The 17,485-nt window shown below is 71.1% G+C and carries 12 protein-coding genes; 5 read left to right on the forward strand and 7 right to left on the reverse strand.

What is annotated here, in order from left to right; genetic code table 11:
• Nucleotides 1–3: 3 nt before the first annotated feature.
• The 5 genes from ACGFNP_RS18935 to thrC all read right to left on the reverse strand — a co-directional run bounded on the left by ACGFNP_RS18935 (nucleotide 4) and on the right by thrC (nucleotide 7,335).
• Entirely contained in the window at nucleotides 4–639 is a 636-nt protein-coding gene (locus tag ACGFNP_RS18935; RefSeq protein ID WP_358317086.1) for a response regulator transcription factor, read from the reverse strand.
• Between the two features lie 9 nt (nucleotides 640–648).
• Nucleotides 649–1,890, reverse strand: coding sequence for a sensor domain-containing protein (locus tag ACGFNP_RS18940; protein WP_358317084.1), 1,242 nt, complete (start codon nucleotides 1,888–1,890; stop codon nucleotides 649–651).
• 274 nt (nucleotides 1,891–2,164) lie between these two features.
• Complete coding sequence (gene rho, locus ACGFNP_RS18945) at nucleotides 2,165–4,291, reverse strand: transcription termination factor Rho (protein ID WP_393320060.1); 2,127 nt, start codon at nucleotides 4,289–4,291, stop codon at nucleotides 2,165–2,167.
• A gap of 457 nt (nucleotides 4,292–4,748) precedes the next feature.
• Nucleotides 4,749–5,795, reverse strand: a complete 1,047-nt coding sequence (locus ACGFNP_RS18950; RefSeq protein ID WP_393320063.1) for a homoserine kinase — start codon at nucleotides 5,793–5,795, stop codon at nucleotides 4,749–4,751.
• Nucleotides 5,796–6,276: 481 nt separating this feature from the next.
• A complete protein-coding gene (thrC, locus tag ACGFNP_RS18955) occupies nucleotides 6,277–7,335 on the reverse strand; it encodes a threonine synthase (protein WP_358317079.1) in 1,059 nt (352 codons plus the stop codon).
• 147 nt (nucleotides 7,336–7,482) lie between these two features.
• On the opposite strand from thrC, the gene ACGFNP_RS18960 reads away from it, so the two are divergent.
• Entirely contained in the window at nucleotides 7,483–9,000 is a 1,518-nt protein-coding gene (locus ACGFNP_RS18960) for a glycosyltransferase (protein WP_393320066.1), read from the forward strand.
• Here the strand turns inward: ACGFNP_RS18960 and ACGFNP_RS18965 are convergent.
• Together ACGFNP_RS18965 and ACGFNP_RS18970 are read right to left on the reverse strand one after the other, a co-directional pair.
• Nucleotides 8,997–10,619, reverse strand: a complete 1,623-nt coding sequence (locus ACGFNP_RS18965; RefSeq protein WP_358317075.1) for a glycosyltransferase — start codon at nucleotides 10,617–10,619, stop codon at nucleotides 8,997–8,999. The genes ACGFNP_RS18960 and ACGFNP_RS18965 overlap by 4 nt on opposite strands.
• On the reverse strand, nucleotides 10,616–11,725 hold the full coding sequence (locus ACGFNP_RS18970; protein ID WP_358317074.1) for a glycosyltransferase: 1,110 nt from the start codon (nucleotides 11,723–11,725) through the stop codon (nucleotides 10,616–10,618). The genes ACGFNP_RS18965 and ACGFNP_RS18970 overlap by 4 nt, the downstream gene beginning before the upstream one ends.
• 237 nt (nucleotides 11,726–11,962) lie before the next feature.
• Between ACGFNP_RS18970 and ACGFNP_RS18975 the strand changes: the two genes are divergently transcribed.
• Genes ACGFNP_RS18975 through ACGFNP_RS18990 form a run of 4 tightly spaced genes read left to right on the forward strand, consistent with a single transcriptional unit; the run spans nucleotide 11,963 to nucleotide 17,470 of the window.
• Nucleotides 11,963–12,400: a hypothetical protein gene (locus ACGFNP_RS18975; RefSeq protein ID WP_358317071.1), complete on the forward strand. Its 438-nt coding sequence runs from the start codon at nucleotides 11,963–11,965 to the stop codon at nucleotides 12,398–12,400.
• Entirely contained in the window at nucleotides 12,397–13,890 is a 1,494-nt protein-coding gene (locus ACGFNP_RS18980) for a glycosyltransferase (RefSeq protein WP_393320070.1), read from the forward strand. The genes ACGFNP_RS18975 and ACGFNP_RS18980 overlap by 4 nt, the downstream gene beginning before the upstream one ends.
• On the forward strand, nucleotides 13,887–15,797 hold the full coding sequence (locus tag ACGFNP_RS18985) for a glycosyltransferase (RefSeq protein ID WP_393320073.1): 1,911 nt from the start codon (nucleotides 13,887–13,889) through the stop codon (nucleotides 15,795–15,797). The genes ACGFNP_RS18980 and ACGFNP_RS18985 overlap by 4 nt, the downstream gene beginning before the upstream one ends.
• Entirely contained in the window at nucleotides 15,794–17,470 is a 1,677-nt protein-coding gene (locus ACGFNP_RS18990) for a glycosyltransferase (RefSeq protein WP_393320076.1), read from the forward strand. Before ACGFNP_RS18985 ends, ACGFNP_RS18990 begins: the two co-directional genes overlap by 4 nt.
• The last annotated feature ends 15 nt before the right edge of the window (nucleotides 17,471–17,485 follow it).

Here is a 17,485-nt window from a genome sequence, read left to right on the forward strand (position 1 = left end):
TAATCAACGTCCTAAATAGGTGAGCACGGCGAGCACCCGCCGATGGTCCTCGGGCGCCGGCCCGAGGGCCAGCTTGGCGAAGATGCCGGAGATGTGCTTTTCCACGGCCCCTTCGGTGACGACCAGCCGGGCGGCGATGGCGGTGTTGGAGCGGCCCTCGGCCATCAGCGCGAGCACCTCGCGCTCGCGGCGGGAGAGCGTGTCCAGCGGCGCGCCACGCCGCTGCCTGCTGAGGAGCTGCATCACCACCTCAGGGTCGATGACAGTGCCGCCCGCCGCCACCTGGCGCACGGCCTCCAGGAAATCCGCCACGTCGGCCACCCGCTCCTTCAGCAGGTAGCCGACGGCCGGGCCGATGAGCTCGCCCGCGTAGCGTTCCTCGACGTACTGCGACAGCACCAGGATCGGGAAGTCCGGCCGGGCCTTCCGGACCTTCAGCGCGGCGCGCAGGCCCTCGTCGGTGTGGCTCGGCGGCATCCGGACATCGACGATCGCCAGGTCGGGGACGTGCTCCGTGACCGCGTCCACCAGGGAGGGCCCGTCGGAGACCGTCGCGACGGTCTCGATGCCTCCGTCGGCGAGCAGCCGGGCCAGCCCCTCGCGGAGCAGTACGGAATCCTCGGCGATGACGACACGCATGTGCAATGACTACCACTCGCAAGGCAACTCCGCGCGCACGAGCGTGGGACCGCCGACCGGGCTGTGCAGGATGAGCACGCCGTCTATCGTGGCCGCCCGGTCGGCCAGCCCGGACAGGCCGCCTCCCGCGTTGACGAGGGCGCCGCCTATGCCGTTGTCCCACACGTCGACGAGTACCCGCCTGTCCTCCCTGGCCACGCGTACCGACGCCTCGGTGGCGGCCGAGTGCTTGGCCATGTTGGCCAGGGCCTCGGCCACGATGAAGTAGGCGATGCTCTCCACCGCGGCGGGCGGCCGGGTGGCGCCGAGCTCCACCGACACGTCCACGTGCACCGGCGCCCTCGCGGCCAGCCCCGACAGCGCCGCGTCGAGCCCACGGTCGCTCAGGATCGCCGGATGGATGCCCCTGGCCAGGTCGCGCAGCTCGGCGATCGCGGCCTTCGTGCCGGAATGTGCCTGGGCGATCAGCATCCTGGCCTCTTCCGGGGCGTGGTCGAGCTTGGCCTGCGCCCGCCCGAGGTCCACCGCGACGGACAGCAGCCGCTGCTGGGCGCCGTCGTGCAGGTCGCGCTCGATCCTGCGCCGCTCCGCCTCGGCCGCGTCGATGCCCCTGGCCCTGCTGGCCCGCAGCCGCTCCTCCTCGCTCCCACTGAGCAGCACCACGGCCAGCGTGCCGTGCAGCCAGGCCATCCCGCGCACGGCGTAGGCGGTCACGGCCAGCATGCCGAAGCCGAAGATCGTGCCGAGCACGGCCCCCGGCCAACTGTCGATGACCAGGACACCGTCGAACTGCAGCACCTCACCCTGCGCGTACCAGAAGGATGAGGTGATCAGAATGAGAGTCGTCGCCCATGACACGACGGACACGACGAACTCCACCAGGCTCAACGGGAACAGCAATAACAGATAGCCCAGGTCCTTCCAGGTGGCCGGGTCCTTGAACAACCAGCCCATATGGGCTGCGATGCCTCGCTGAGGCCGCTCACGGTAGGGATCGGCGATCCGCACGCCAAGCGCGGCTCGCAGCACCCGCCGCTCCAGCATCGCCGCTCCACGCCACACGACCATGGTCAGCAGCACCAGCGGGATGCCCACCCAGAAGATCACCAGCATCAGGGAGAACGGCACCGCCACGACCAGCACGACGAACCAGCCCACCCCGAAGGCCAAACTGACCAGCATGTAGGGCACGGCCCGCCAGGTGGCCGGATCGGTGACAACGCCGACAGGCCCCCGGGGTCCCAACGGCACGCGCTCTCTCAACGGCACAGCAACCATGCCACCAGAGTGCCCTGTCCACCGGCCACGGAGAATGCGGTGGACTTCCGTCCTGGGGTGGGGTTATCCCCCGTAGCCGGTCTCACCGTCACGTCACGGCGGCCGGCCCCGTGCGGGCTCAGCGGCCGTGTCCCTGGATGCCCTCAGCCCCGGTCGGCGTCTGGCACAGGCCAGGCTGTGCCGTACAAGAGCCGGAAAACGAAAAGGGGCGGCAGGGAGAAACCCCCACCACCCCTCATCAAGGCGCCTAGTCGCGGTCGTTGCTCACTGTGGTCTTCTGGACCTGCAGGAGGAACTCGGCGTTGGACTTGGTCTCCTTCATCTTCTCCAGGAGGAGTTCGAGCGCCTGCTGCATGTCGAGCGCGTGGAGCACGCGACGCAGCTTCCAGACGATCTGGAGCTCGTCCTTGGCCATGAGGATCTCTTCCTTACGGGTGCTGGACGCGTCGACGTCCACCGCGGGGAAGATGCGCTTGTCGGCCAGGGAACGGCTGAGCTTGAGCTCCATGTTGCCGGTGCCCTTGAACTCCTCGAAGATGACCTCGTCCATCTTGGACCCGGTCTCGACCAGGGCCGTGGCGAGGATCGTCAGCGAGCCGCCGTTCTCGATGTTGCGGGCGGCGCCGAAGAAGCGCTTGGGCGGGTAGAGCGCGGTCGAGTCGACACCACCGGACAGGATGCGCCCGCTCGCGGGAGCCGCGAGGTTGTAGGCGCGCCCGAGCCGGGTGATCGAGTCGAGCAGGACGACCACGTCGTGGCCCAGCTCCACCAGGCGCTTGGCCCGCTCGATGGCGAGCTCGGCAACCGTGGTGTGGTCCTCGGCGGGACGGTCGAAGGTCGAGTGGATGACCTCGCCCTTGACCGACCGCTGCATGTCGGTGACCTCTTCAGGCCGCTCGTCCACGAGTACGACCATCAGGTGGCACTCGGTGTTGTTGCGGGTGATCGCGTTGGCGATCGCCTGGAGGACCATCGTCTTACCGGCCTTGGGCGGCGAGACGATGAGGCCACGCTGGCCCTTGCCGATCGGCGAGACGAGGTCGATGATCCTCGTGGTGAGGATGTTCGGCTCGGTCTCGAGGCGCAGGCGGTCCTGCGGGTAGAGCGGCGTGAGCTTGTTGAAGTCGGGCCGGTTGCGGGCCTGCTCCGGGTCCATGCCGTTGACGGTGTCGAGGCGGACCAGGGCGTTGAACTTCTCGCGGCGCTCGCCGTCGCGCGGCTGCCGGACGGCACCGGTGATGACGTCGCCCTTGCGCAGGCCGTTGCGGCGGATCTGGGCGAGCGAGACGTAGACGTCGTTGCTGCCCGGCAGGTAGCCGCTCGTCCTGACGAACGCGTAGTTGTCGAGGATGTCGAGGATGCCGGCGATCGGGATGAGCACGTCGTCGTCGCCGATCACGGGCTCGTTGCTCTCGAAGCGCTCACGGCCACGGCCGCGGTTGCGCTCGCGGAACCGGCCCCGCCTGCCACGACCGCCGCGGTCGTCGTCGTCGCTGCCGCCGCGCGGATCGTTGCGCGAGTCGCCCCGCTGATCGTTGCGGGGGTCATTGCGCTGGTCACCGCGCTGGTCGCTGCCGCCACGCGGGTCACCGCCGCGGCCGCCGTCGGCGACACGCTCACGCTGGTCGGCGCGGCCGCTGTCACGGCCGTTGTCACGGTTGTCACGACCGTTGTCGCGGTTGTCGCGACCGTCACGGCTGTCACGGCTGTCACGGCTGTCACGAATGTCGCGGCTGCTCTCGCCACGACTGTCACGGACGTCACGGCTGCTCTCGCCACGGCTGTCGCGGCCATCACGGCTGCTCTCGCCGCGGTCGCTGCCGGAACGGTCACTGCCGCCACGGTCACCGCGGTCGCGGCGCTCGCCCCTGGTGCGCCGCTCACGGCGGCTCTCGCCACGGTCGGCACGCGAGTCGAGCTGGCCTTCGGCGGGCTGGGCCTGCTCCACGACCGGCTCGGCCGGGGCGACCACGGGCTCGGGGGCCACGGCCACCGGCTCGGGGGCCTGCGCGACGGGCTCTTCAACGGTCTTGGGGCGGGAACGTTCCCGGCGTGTCCTGGTGGGCCGCTCCGCGGCGGGCGCCACCTCGGCGGCGACCGGAGCCTCGGCTACGGCAGCGGGCGCGGCTTCTCCGGTGCCGCCACCCTGCTTCTCCTGGATGGCCGCGATGAGCTGGCTCTTCCGCATGCGCCCGGTGCCGCTGATGCCCAGCTCAGCGGCCATTTTCTGCAGCTCGGGCAGCACCTTGGCGGACAGGCCGGTGCCGGAGCGACGCGCACGGGGCTTGGCCGCGGCGCGGGTGGGGGTGTCGCCGGACGCGGGCTGCGCAGGTGAGCCTGGTGCGTCGGAGAGGAGTTCGGTGGTGTCGCTCAACTAAAGGTCCTTCCCAGGGGTCGGGCGCCGGTTTTTTGTTCTGCCGGGCGTCCCGGAGGTGCTTGCGATCCGGCGGGACAGACCGGGTCGGGGTGCACGTTGCGAACTTCGGCCGCCGCTGGGGACGGCCGCCACTCTTGAAAGAGGCGCGTCCAAGCGACCACAGGACAGTGACGCGTGGATGACACCCCTCAGATTGCTGTCGCCAGCCAGATGTCGAGGTGATTCGAACGCGCAGACCCCCGTCGTCGCCACCTCACGTTGGGCCAACCGGGTGTGGGCCAACCGGAGGCAACGGATTCCGGGGAGACAGCCGCGCTGCACACGCCTCGCGACGTGCAGCATGATGCAGCGATGTGTGGCTGACAAGCACGCACCCACCAAGGGGGCATCTGGTGCGGCTATCAGCCTAACATCACCAGCGCACACGGCTATTCCCTGAAGGTCTAAAGAGGCATCAGCGTGTCTCGGGGAACTGAACGTTCGCACCAACTGGGTCGACGTCCATAAGCTGGATGTGCCAGTCATTACCCACTTCTGGCGCGATCAAATCCTGCGAATCCGGTGTAGAAAACGCAAGAACTGTGGGACCCGCTCCCGAAACGACCGCGGGCACGCCCACTGCACGGAGACGTTCTACCAGATCCGCACTGGCCCGCATCGCAGGCGCACGGTAATCCTGGTGAAGACGGTCTTCGGTGGCGGCGAACAGCAACCCGCGCTCCGGCCGCTGGGTCAGCGCCGCGATCAGCAACGCAGCCCTGCCGGCGTTGAAAGAGGCGTCCTTGTGGGGCACGTCTTTCGGCAGCAACCCCCGTGCGGTCTCCGTGGCCAACCGTGTCGCCGGAACGAACACGACAGGCCGGATGCGCACATCCGGGAGCAGTTTCACCATACGCGGTGATCCGGAGTGGTCAGTCCAGGCAATCGTCAGCCCTCCGGCCAGGCACGGCGCCACGTTGTCCGGATGCCCCTCCATCTCGGTGGCCAGCGCGAACACCTCGTCGTCAGAAAGTCCTACGCCGTCGGCGAATCCGCCCGCGTGCGGTCCGCCGTCGCTCGATTTCGCGCGTGCTCCGAAGGTGCCTGGTACGGATTCCGGACGCGAGTCAGTTTTCGTTCGCGATTCGGTATGTGTTTCGGTACCTGACCCGGCACCCGCCAGGGCGCGGGCGGCGAGAATGCCCGCGCATACGGCGGCCGAGGACGAGCCGAGGCCGCGGGCGTGCGGGATGCGGTTGCGGCAGTGCAGCCGGATGCCTTCGGGCTGAGGGACCCCCATGCGGTCGAACGTCCTGCGCATGGCCTTGATGATCAGGTGTCCTTCGCCGAGATCGAGCTCGCCCTGGCCCGCGCCCTCTCCTTCGACGGTGACGTGGACGCCCCGCTCGCCGGTCAGCGTGGCCCGGACCTCGTCGTACAGGTCCAGCGCCAGGCCCAGGGAGTCGAAGCCGGGGCCCAGGTTCGCCGAGGTGGCCGGCACGCGGATGTCAACGGTGCTCATTCGCCTGTCTCTCTCCCGCCGTCAGTGCCGGCGAGGCTGTTCTTCTCGTGACCGCAAGGCTGTCTTCTCGTACGGCGGGGCCGGCCGGATCGTGTGCCGCTTGGCCGCCTGCCGTGGCCCAGTTCGGGCTCCGTGCGCATGGCGCCGCTCCGCGGCTCACCACATCCCGCCGACCCGGCGCCGGGTTCCAAGAGAGCGCCGAACCATCCCGACCGCACGCACCGGCCGTTCCGGCACCACCTGGCGCGCACCGCAGGACCTGGCACGCACCGGGCCGTCCAGCGCGCCGGACTGCCCAGCGAGGCCAAGCCCGTGAGGCCAGGTCCGTGAGACCGGGTCCGTGAGACCGGATCTGCGGTCCCGGCCACAAGGTCCCGCACGCACCACACGGTCCGCGAGGCTCGGTCCGCGAGACAGGGTCCGCGGGGCCGGGTCTGTGGCGAATCCCACTCTCCCGCTCATACGGGCGCGGGTGGCGTTCCTAGGCCAGGTTGAGGGCGGCGGCGGCTGCGTGGACGTCGATGGGGATGGTGACCGGAGCCGGGGCGCCGGCGATCGCCCAGTCGGGGTCCTTGAGGCCGTTGCCCGTGACCGTGCAGACGATGCGCTGCCCGGGTGCGATGAGCCCCTGCGCGTGTGCCTGCAGGAGGCCGGCGACGCTGGCCGCCGAGGCGAGCTCGACGAAGACGCCCTCCTCCTGGGCCAGCAGCTTGTACGCGGTCGCGATCTGCCGGTCCGTGACCGACTCGATGGCGCCACCGGACTCGTCGCGGGCCGCCGTGGCCAGTTGCCAGGAGGCGGGGTTGCCGATGCGGATGGCGGTGGCGATCGTGTGCGGGTGGGCGACGGGCGCGCCGTTGACGATCGGTGCCGCGCCGCTGGCCTGGAAGCCGAACATCCGCGGCGCCTTGGTGGCGATCTTGTCCGCGGCGTATTCCTGGTAGCCCATCCAGTAGGCCGAGATGTTGCCCGCGTTGCCCACCGGGATGCAGTGGATGTCGGGCGCGTCGCCCAGCGTGTCGACGATCTCGAAGGCGGCCGTCTTCTGGCCCTGCAGCCGGAACGGGTTGACCGAGTTGACCAGCGCGATCGGGTAGCTGGACGACAGCTTGCGGGTCATCTCCAGGCAGTCGTCGAACGAGCCCTCGACCTGGAGCAGCGTGGCGCCGTGGACGAGCGCCTGGGCCAGCTTGCCCATCGCGATCTTGCCGCGCGGCACCAGCACGGCGCAGGTGAGCCCGGCCCGTACGGCGTAGGCGGCGGCCGAGGCGGAGGTGTTGCCGGTCGAGGCGCAGATGACCGCCTTGGCCCCCTCTTCGACGGCCTTGCTGATGGCCATCGTCATGCCGCGGTCCTTGAAGCTGCCCGTCGGGTTGGCGCCTTCCACCTTGAGGTAGACGTCACACCCGGTCAGCGCGGAGACACGGTGCGCGGGCACCAGCGGCGTGCCGCCCTCCAGCAGTGTGATGACGGGCGTCTTCGTGGTGACCGGAAGGCGCTCTCGGTACTCCTCGATGAGGCCACGCCACGACCTGCTCATATTGACTCCCTACCTGCGGTCTTGGCCACCGAGTGTACCGGGGTCCTGGCAGTGTGCGCCGAGCCGAGTCCCGGTGGCCGCAACAACCAACAATTCGGGAAATTCTCAGCATCTCCCGGTATGGTCCCCGGCAGGGGGGTCATCACCATGAACGCGCGTCCTGCCATGACGCAGAACGACTATTCTCCGCTGACGCCGCCGGAGCTCGGCGCCTGGTCACCGGCCCTGTCCGTGAGCGTGGTGATACCCGCGCACGGTGGGCCGCACCTGGAGCTGACGCTGGCCGCGCTGGCCGCTCAGACGTACCCGGACCACCTCATGGAGGTCCTGGTCGTGGACGACGGCAGCGAGCCGCCGATCCGGCTGCCGGAGATCCGGCCGGTCAACACCCGGATCGTCCCGGTGAAGATCGGCTGGGGCATCTCGAACGCCGTCAACACCGGCGCCAAGGCCGCCGACGGCGAGATCATCCAGCGGCTCGACGCCGACATGGTGGCCTGCCGCGAGCACATCGAGGCCCTGGCCCGCTGGCACCACGAGACCGACTATCTGGTCACGATCGGGATGAAGAAGTTCGTCGAGGTGCCGGCGCTCACCGCCGAGCAGGTCTTCCGGGCGGGACACCTGGGAGACGTGTTCGACCTGGCGTCGGGTGTGTCGAGTTCCACCGAGGCGACGATCGCCAAGACCGACGGGCTGCGCAAGAGCCGCAATCCCTATCACGTGTGCACAGGACCGACCTTCGCCCTTCCCCGGGAGGTCTTCCACGCCGTGGGCGGTCTCGACCCGAACGTCGTGCGCGGCGAGGACACCGAGTTCGCCTACCGGCTGGCCATGCACGGTGTCGTGTTCATCCCGGACCTGGAAGCGCAGGCGGTGCACCTCGGGCTGCCCGCGCAGCACCGTGACCGGGAACGCGCCGTGCGGGCCGTCGAACCGTACCTCGCGCACCGCATCCCGCTCCGCCGCGACCTGCGCAAGGACCAGGGGCGCCGCTGGCTCGTACCGTATGTCGAGATCGTTCTGGACGTCACGGACACCTCCGAAGCGGTCGTACGGCAGGCGGTGGCGGCGGCGCTCGACGGCAAGCTGCAGGACGTCGTGGTGACGCTGGTGGGACCGTGGGCGCGGCTGCACGACGGGCGGCGGGCCGTGCTCAGCGACCCGAGCTTCGAGATGCGGCTGATGCGCGACCTGTTCGCGCACGACGACCGGATCCGGCTGATCGACGAGGCGGCCCCGACGCCGGCGCCCACGCCGTTCCGCTATCGGGGACCGGTGGACGTGCCGCTGCACAAGGCGACGCTGGAGCGGATGATCGAGACGGTGCAGAAGGACCTGACGGGCGTGCTCGTCGTGGACCTGCCCGACGGCCGCACGGCCCGCCTCGAACGCACCTCCGCCATGGGCCGGGCCCTGCTGCTCAGCGCCCCGGGCGATGATCTCGACAAGATCATCGAGACCACGCACGGCGTACGCCACGAGGCCCCGGACCGCTACTGGCCCCCGGCCACACCGCCCAAGCCCGCGGTCCAGAAGCCCGCAGTCCAAAAGCCCCTGGACGGCCCCGCCGCGCCGAAGCAGCCGATCGTCACGATTCCCACTTCGGCCGCCGAGGAACGGACCCTGCTGGGCCGCCTGAAGTCAGCCCTCCGCCCCAACTAGCCGCGCAGCCGCTTGCCCAGGGCGCGCTTGACCGTGGTGGCCAGCAGCACGCGCATGCTCTGCTGGGCGCGGTTGGCGGCGGCCAGCTGGCGGCGCAGCGTGCTGACGTCGCGCCGCAGCTCCACGGCGCTCTTGCGCCAGCGCCCGGCCTCGTCGCGCCACTTGGTCACCTGCGCGCGCAGGCGTTCGGCCTCCTTGGTCAGCCGTGCCGCGTCCGCCTCCGCCTTGAGCCTGGCCCGGTAGGCGCTGCGGCGGCCGAGCAGCTCCGCCGCCTCCGTCGCGAACCCGTACGTCTCGCCCTCCACCCACGAGACGCCGGACACGTCGTCCACCGCGTCGTCGAGGTCCTCGCCGGGGCGTACCACGATCCTCGCCCGGCCGAAGGCGGAGGCGCGCTCCAGCCGCGCGGCCACGACGCCGTCCGGCGACTCGCGGAGCAGCACGTTCACCAGCCCGAGCCCTTCGCCGCGGGCCAGGTCGAGCAACCTGGCCAGGCTGTCCTCCCCCGGCACCCAGCCGGCGGGCAGCCGCAGCACGTACGGCGCGGCCGGGTCGACCTCGCCGGAGACCGCCAGCCGTACCCGGCCTTCGTGCAGGTAGTGGCCGTGGACCAGCACCAGGTCGAGGGCGGGGTCCTTCAGCGGGGCCCGGCGCTCGCGCTCCAGGGTGTCCCAGGGGCCGACCACGACGATGGACAGGTCCAGCATGGTGCCCGCCAGCAGGGCGTCGACCGTGGCGCGAACCTGCTCGTAACCGGCGGTGCCGTCGACGACGACCGCGACGTACGGGACCTTCCACTGGCGGGAGGGATGCGAGCGGAGCCACCGATAGGCGGGGATGCGGTCGGCGACGAACGCGTAGCTCACGCGGTCGATGGGCTGCTGGTCGCGCATCCTCATGGTCGGCCCGAGATGGTAGGCGCGGGCCCTGGGCTCTGGCACGAACACGGCCCCGGCCTGGTAGAGCCGGTAACCCATCTCCGTGTCCTGGCCGAGTATCAGGTCGTCGTCCATCGTCCCGGCGGCGGCGATCAGCCGGGCGTTGACCGAGGTCGCGCCGCCGACGTGCAGGCTGAAGGGGCGCTGGGTGTTGTCGGTGAGGCCGTTCGTCCGCTCGATCAGGTCGACGATCCAGGCGTGCGGCTCGGCGGGTTCGAAGGCCTTCTCCAGGTCGTCGGGCAGCTCGGCGGGCACCGGCGACTCGGTGAACCTGATGTAGCTGGTCACGGCCAGGTAGGGGGCGGCGTGATGCCAGCGCATGTGCGCCTCGATCGAGCCGGGGGTGAGCAAGACGTCGGAGTCGAGCCAGTGGATCACGTCGCCGGTGGCCGCGGCGAGCCCGGCGTTGCGGGCGCCGGCCCGGCCCGGCTCCGGGCAGACGATCAGCCGGGTGCCTTCCGGGCGTTCCGCCGGCAGCCGCAGCGGCGGAGAGCTGCCGTTGTCGACGACGATGACCTCGATCAACCCTGCGGGGTAGGTCTGCCGGGCGAGCGCGGCCAGCACCAGGTCGAGCTTGTCCTGGCCGCCGTACGCGGGCACGACCACACTGACCCGCAACGTCGGCTGGTACGTCTCCGGCGGTTCGAGCATCCGGTAGTCGTTGCCGCGGATCCTGCTCATGCCGATTCCAGAAGCAGGCTCGGGCGGAAGCCGCGCCACTGGTTGGTGGCGACCTTGAGGAAGTGGGCGAGCGGAAGCTGCCAGGTGTGCTGGTCGCTCAGCGTGCGCCGGAGCACGTACCCGAGGCCGTGGGTGCGGTAGATGCTCGCCCCGGCCTCGTGGGCGGCCTTGAGGAAGTCCCGGTCCACCGCCCGCGGCTGAGCAGGAAATCCCCCCACGTCCTGAAATATCGTTTTTGTGGCGAGAATCGTGCCGCCCGCTACGTGATCGCTGGAGACCTCGCTCGGATAGGCGGCGCCACTGGCGAATGTCGTGCGCCTGATCGTGGCGTGCAACGGCTCAAGGTAAAAGAATTCGGCCGTGGTGCCCACGATGTCGGCCCCCGAATAGGACGCCGCCATGACCAGGTCGGCCAGGTGGTCGGGGCCGTACCAGTCGTCGTCGTCCCACTTGGCCACGTAGTCGCCGGACGCCAGGGCCGCGGCCTCGTTCAGCACCTCGCCGAACACCGTCTCGGCCCGGGCCTCGACCCAGGTCACGGGCAGAGGGCAGCTCTCGACCGCCTGCCGTACTTCCTCGAAGGGGACGCCGTGCAGGCCGAGCAGCACCTCGATGTCGGTGTCGCGCTGGCGGGCCATCTGGGCGAGCGCGCCGGCCACCATCGCCGGGCGCCTGGTGGACATGACCACGCTGATCCGCGGCGTACGCGAAGGCGGCAGGCGGTGGGTCAGGCGGCGCAGCCGCACGCTGTGCTCCTCGCGGCGCAGGTCGGCCAGCGACCGGGGGCCGGTCCCGGTGTGGCCGAGCCAGTCGCGGTCGGTGAGCAGCGCCGCCAGCTCGGCGGGGACCCAGGCGGGGGCGTCGTGCGCGGTCAGCGGCACGCCCGCCGCCGCGAGCCGGACCAGCCCGGCCAGCGGCACCTCGCGCTCGGGCCACTCGATCTCCAGGCCGCGCAGCGGGCGCAGCGCGGACACGTCGGGCTCATGGCCGTCGACCGCCCACCCGGAGAAGGCGCCGGGCAGCTCGGCGGGGCGGCCATCGCTCCAGTGCAGGCGGGCGAGCCCCTTCTCCGGCGTACGCGCGAAGCCACAGGGGGTGACGGGCATGGTGCTCCTCGACCGACGGGGACTCAGTCAGGCGCCCACCTTACGCCGGTCTGACACCCCTTGAGACGTTGAGTTCACCTTGGGGTGGATGGCCACTGTGGAGGTAACGTAGGCCGAACCAGCAGGATTCTCCCAGTTTTTGTCCAGGAACCTGTGGCACGGTAGTGGCGCATGTTTATTAAGGTGTCAATACCTCATTGACGCCTGAAATGTCATGACTACGAAAGGTATGCGCGGATGTTCTCGCCCCGCCGACTGGCAGCGACCGCCGCAATCCTCGGAGTTCTGGCCGTAGCCGTGCTCGTGGTGCTCGTCCTCGCCGGTCTGCTCACGCTCGGCGCCGCCGCCGCTTCGGGGGCGTTCGCCCTCACGCTGGCCGGGCTCGCTGTTCTCGTGCTGACCGTACGGCGCATCGACGGCAAGGCCCAGCGCATCGACCTGCGAGCCAAGAAGCACGAGGCCGAGCTGGCCAAGACCGCCACCGCGCTCAAGCGCATCGAGTCGCGGCTGGACCGCCTGACCGAGGCCGTCGAGCGGTCGGCCGCGCGGCGCGAGGATGATCTCAGCGCGATCCTGGCCTCGCTGGGCGAGGACCGGGTCAACGCGATGACGCGGGCGCGAGAGGTGGAGGAGCTGCGCGAGGAGATCCGCGCGCTGGCCAAGGACCCGGCATGACGCGGGTCAGGCACAACGACTGGGGAACGCTCAAGCCGCCGGCCATCGGCGCCTGGCAGCCCGCTCTGACCGTTTCGGTGGTGATTCCCGCCTACAACTGCGCACCGGCGCTCGCCCGGACCGTGGCCGCGCTGGCGGAGCAGACCTATCCCGCCGCGCTGGTCGAGGTCGTCGTCGCCGACGACGGCAGCGAACCGCCCATCGACCTGCCCGGCGTCCGGGTGGTCCGGGTACGCGAGGGCTGGGGACGCGGCGCGGCCAGGGAGACCGGCCGGCTCGCCGCGACCGGCGACGTGATCCATTGGCTCGACTCGGACATGGTCCTGGCCCCGGATCACCTGGAAGCGCACATGCGCTGGCACCACCTCATCGACCACGCCGTCGTGATCAGCGACACCCGGTTCGTGGCGGCCCTGGGCGAGGAGGGCACCCGGACCGAGTACACGCGCATGACCCTGGAGTCCACCAGGATGCTCAAGGACGCGGGTTCGAGCGCGTACCTGCTGCATACCGGTGCCTCCACCTCGGTGCGCGCCGACCTGCTGCGCGAGGCGGGCGGCGTCGACACCAGCCTGAACATGGCCGAGGACACCGAGCTCGGCTACCGGCTGGCGCAGGCCGGGGCGGTGTTCATCCCCGACGAGCAGGCTCGCGCCTGGCATGTCGGTGAGTCCACCGTCATGCGCCGTGAGAAGGACGTGCACCGGCACAACTGGTCCTTCCTCGGCGATCTGCTCCCCGAGCTGCGCTGGCTGCGCGGCCATCCGCGACGCCGCTGGCTGGTGCCGTACGTCCAGGTCGTCGTGGAGGCGACCGGCTACGAGCGGACGCGCGCCAGTGCCGACTCCGCGCTCGCCGGGACGATCACCGACACGGCCGTGGCGATCGTCGGCCCCTGGGACAAGCTGACGGACGAGCGCCGCGACAGCCTCGACGACCCGCTGCTCGACCTGCGCCTCATCCACAACCTCTACCGGAACGAACCGCGCGTCACGTTCGTGACGTCCGCGCCCGACTCCGCGACCCCCGCCCCGTTCCTGCTCACGCTCCCGTCCGGCTGGGTGCTGGGCGCCGACACGCTCTCCCGGCTCGTACGACTGGCCGACCAGGACACGCTGGGACTCGTCTGCGCCGTGCTCGACGAGGGCGAGACCGGAGTCGTGGCCGCCAGGCTGGAGCGCACCGCGGCCTTCTCCCGCGCGGCCCTGTTCCACGGCGGAACCGACGACCTGGTGGACGAGATGTTCGGATCGCTCTGGGTGAGCGGGGCCGAGTACGGCTTCGCCCCGGAGGACCAGGCCGAGCCGCTGGCCGGAGACCCGGCCAAGTGGCGGGCGCTGGCGGGCAAGCGGCAGGACGAGGTGAAGGAGCTGAAGGCGGAGATCGCGCGGCTGACGGCCGAGGTGGACCGGCTGTCCGCCGATCCCGTCCCCGACGCCGCGGCCGGGCCGCTGACCTCGCTCATCAGGCACCTGCGGAGCGCCGGATGATCCGCGAACTGCTGGCCGAGCTGCCCAAGGCCCGCATCTTCCTGGCCGGGGTCGAGCACGACGTCGAGGCCGTGGACCTGGACCGGGACCTGCTGGAACCGTTCACGGAGCCGGAAAAGGTGCACGAGGTGCTCATCCTCGCCCGTACCCCTGCCGACCTGCGCCGGGCCGCCACGCTGCACAAGCTGCTGCCGGACGCCCGGCGGGTGGTCGTGGCCGTGCTCGACACGCCCGCCTCCCATCCGGCGCCCGTGCCCACTCCGACGCCCGCGCACCGCTGGCGCTCGCTCACGGATCTGCGGGTCTACCAGCCGAAGGACCGGGTGTGGGTGGTGGACGCGCGGTTCTCGGCGCCCACCCCGGCCGGCCGTACGGTGGCCGCCACGGCTCGGGCGTTCGCCGGGCACCGGCTCGACGTGATCACGGCGCCCGCGGCGGCGATCGCCGGCGTCGGCGCGGCGGCCTGGCGTCCAGGCGACCCGAACGCGACGCCCGCCGAGGTGACCGGTCCGGTGCCGGAACGGGTCGGCGCCCCGGGCAGCGACGTCGTGCTCCGCACGCTCGACGCCGCTGAAAGTGGCCGCGAGGAGGGCGTTGACGACCCGGCCGACTGGTCCGGGTCGCAGACGCCGATCGAGCGGCCCACCTCGCGGTCCGCGAGCTGGGAGCGGCTCGGCCGGCCCGGCGGCGCCGGGCTGTCGCTGGTCGATCCCGACGTGCTCGGCGAGCCGTCGATGATCCCGCCGGTCGACGAGCGGCTGGTCAACCCGCAGGGCTTCGTCACCACCCCCTCACGCGGCCTGGCGTCCCTGGTGGAGCGCGACGGCCGCTGGTCGGTCGTGCTCGACGGGAAGGCGGTGACGGCGTTCGCCGAGTCGGGCGGCGTGACGGACGCCGACGTTGGCCGGCTCCGGCAGATCCGCGGCGTGGAGATCGACTGGCACCACGCCCACAGCGGCCCGCTCGCCGCCGTCCGCGTGCTGACGGGCCTGGCCGCGGCCGGCGTACCGCTGATCGCGCACACGGTGCCGCGCTGGGCCGGCGCCCTCGGCCACGAGCTCGCCGGCCTGCTGCTCCGCGATCCTGACCTCTCCGACGAGCTCCGCCGCGAGGAGCACAGCATCCGGCTACGCCGCGAGGCGCTGCGCACCCATGGCGTCGCCGCCCGCTGGGAGCAGCTCGGCGCCCCCGCCCCCGCTCCCCCGCTGACCTCGGTCCTGCTGGCGACGCGGCGGGCCGACATGGTCGGGTTCGCGCTCGACCAGGTCGGCCGGCAGCGCGGTGTCCAGCTCGAAGTGATCCTCGCCCTGCACGGCGTACCCCCGGGCCATCCGGACGTGGCCGCGGCCATCGCCGCCTTCGACGGCCCGCTGACCGTTCTGGAGGCCGACCACCGGGCGGTGTTCGGTGAGGTGCTCAACGAGGCGGCGACGCGGGCCTCGGGGTCGTTCCTGCTGAAGATGGACGACGACGACTGGTACGGCCCCGACTTCCTGGCCGACCTGCTGCTCGCGCATTCCTATTCGGGGGCCCAGGTGGTGGGCACCGTGCCGGAGTTCGTCTACCTGTCGTCGATCGACGTCACCGTGCACCGCAAGCAGATCACCGAGCAGATCACCAGCTTCGTCGCGGGCGGCACGATCCTCGTGGAGCGCTCGGCGTTCCAGGCGGTGGGCGGTTTCCGGCCGCTGCGCCGGTCGGTCGACACCCAGTTCCAGGAGGCGCTGCAGGCGGCCGGCGGGCAGATCTACCGTACGCACGGCCTCGGGTACATCCTGCGCCGCGGCCCCGCCGCCAACCACACCTGGCAGGAGCCGATCGGCACGTTCCTGCAGCGCAACAGGAACCAGTGGCGCGGCTTCCGCCCCAGTTTCCTCATGGAGCTCGAAGGGAGCGCGCAGCCGTGACCCCTCGTATCCGCTGCAACGACTACGGCGTGCTCACCCCGCCCCTCCTCGGCCAGTGGACGCCCGAGCTGACCGTCACCGTCGTCGTCCCGGCCCACGACCGCCAGGAGACGCTGGACCTCACGCTGGCCGCCCTGTCCGCGCAGAGCTACCCGGCCGAGCTGCTCGACGTGATCGTCGTGGACGACGGCAGCGCGGTGCCGGTACGCCTGCCCGAACTCACCCCGGCCCGTACCCGCCTCATCACCAGCCCGCCCGGCGGCTGGGGCCGTGCCTGGGCCGTACAGGCCGGCATCGACGCCGCCACCGGTGAGATCATCTTCGTGCTGGACGCGGACATGGTCCCCCATCACCGCCACGTCGAGGCCCAGCTCCGCTGGCACCACCTGGCTCCATACCTGGTCGTGCTGGGCTGGATCGACTTCACCGCCGGCGAGGTGCTGCCCACCCCCCGTGAGGTGCGCCAGGCGCTTAAGGACGGCCACGAGGACAAGCTGTTCCCCCTCTCCCCGCACCGCCACGACTGGGCCGAGAAGATCATCCTCGACCACGAGGGCCTGCGTACCGCCCCGAACTCCCTGGCCACCCGCATCCACGTGGGCGCCACCGCCTCCTACCCCGCCTCGCTGCTGCGCTCGATCGGCGGCCTCGACACCTCCCTGGTGCTGGCGGAGGACACCGAACTCGGCTACCGGCTCACCCAGGCGGGCGCCGTGTACGTACCGGACCCCGACGCGCGCGCGTGGCACATCGGGCTGCCGACCGCCATGCGCGACTTTCTCTCGTTGAAGCGGTACAACGACCCTTACGTGGCGGACCGCGTGCCGTACCGGCGCTACCTGCGCACGGACCCGGGCCGGCAGTGGCTCGTCCCGTACGTGGACGCGACCGTCCCCGCGGCGGGCTACGAGGACGTCCGCGCGACGGTCGACGGCCTGCTGGCGAGCTCGCTGCCGGACGTCGCGATCACCATCACCGGCCCCTGGTCCGCGCTGGGGAACAGCCGCCGCTCCCCGCTCCGCGACCCCGACCTGGACCTCCGCCTCATCCACGCCACCTTCGAACACGATCCCCGGGTACGGCTGGCCGACACCTCGGGATCCCCCGGGGTCGTGCCGCCGTTCCGTCTCCTCGTGCCTCCTGGCTGGGTTCCCGCGCGCGACACCCTGCAACGCCTCGTCAACCACCTGGAGGAGCACGACGGCGGCGCCCTGTGCGTCGCCCTCGACGAGACCGACCAGGGCGTCACCGTGGCCAGACTCGAACGCACCGCCGCCCTGTCCCGCGCGGCCCTGGTGTCCCGCCCCGGCGAGCACCTGGACACCGTCCTGGACGAGGTCTTCGGCCTGGAATGGCTGGACGGCGACACCTGGGGCTTCACCCGCCGCCCCCCGATCTACCCGCCTCGCCGCCGCCCGGTCCCCGAGCTGGACCGGATCACCGCCCAGTACGAGAAGGAGGTCACCCGTCTCCGCAAGCGCACCGCCCTGATGCAGGCCGAACTCGCCCAGCTGCGCAGGGAGGCGGGCAAGGGCCGCAGGGACTCGGAACGGTGGCGCGAGAAGGCCGAGTCGTGGCGCCGCGAGGCCGTCCGCCTGTCCCGCGACCAGGACCGCACGGTACTCAAACGCGCCGTCCGCCGCGTCCGCAACCTGGCCTTCCCGGACACCTGACCCGCCAGCCGCTCG

Source organism: Nonomuraea sp. NPDC049269, from assembly GCF_043197155.1.
GTDB lineage: Bacteria > Actinomycetota > Actinomycetes > Streptosporangiales > Streptosporangiaceae > Nonomuraea.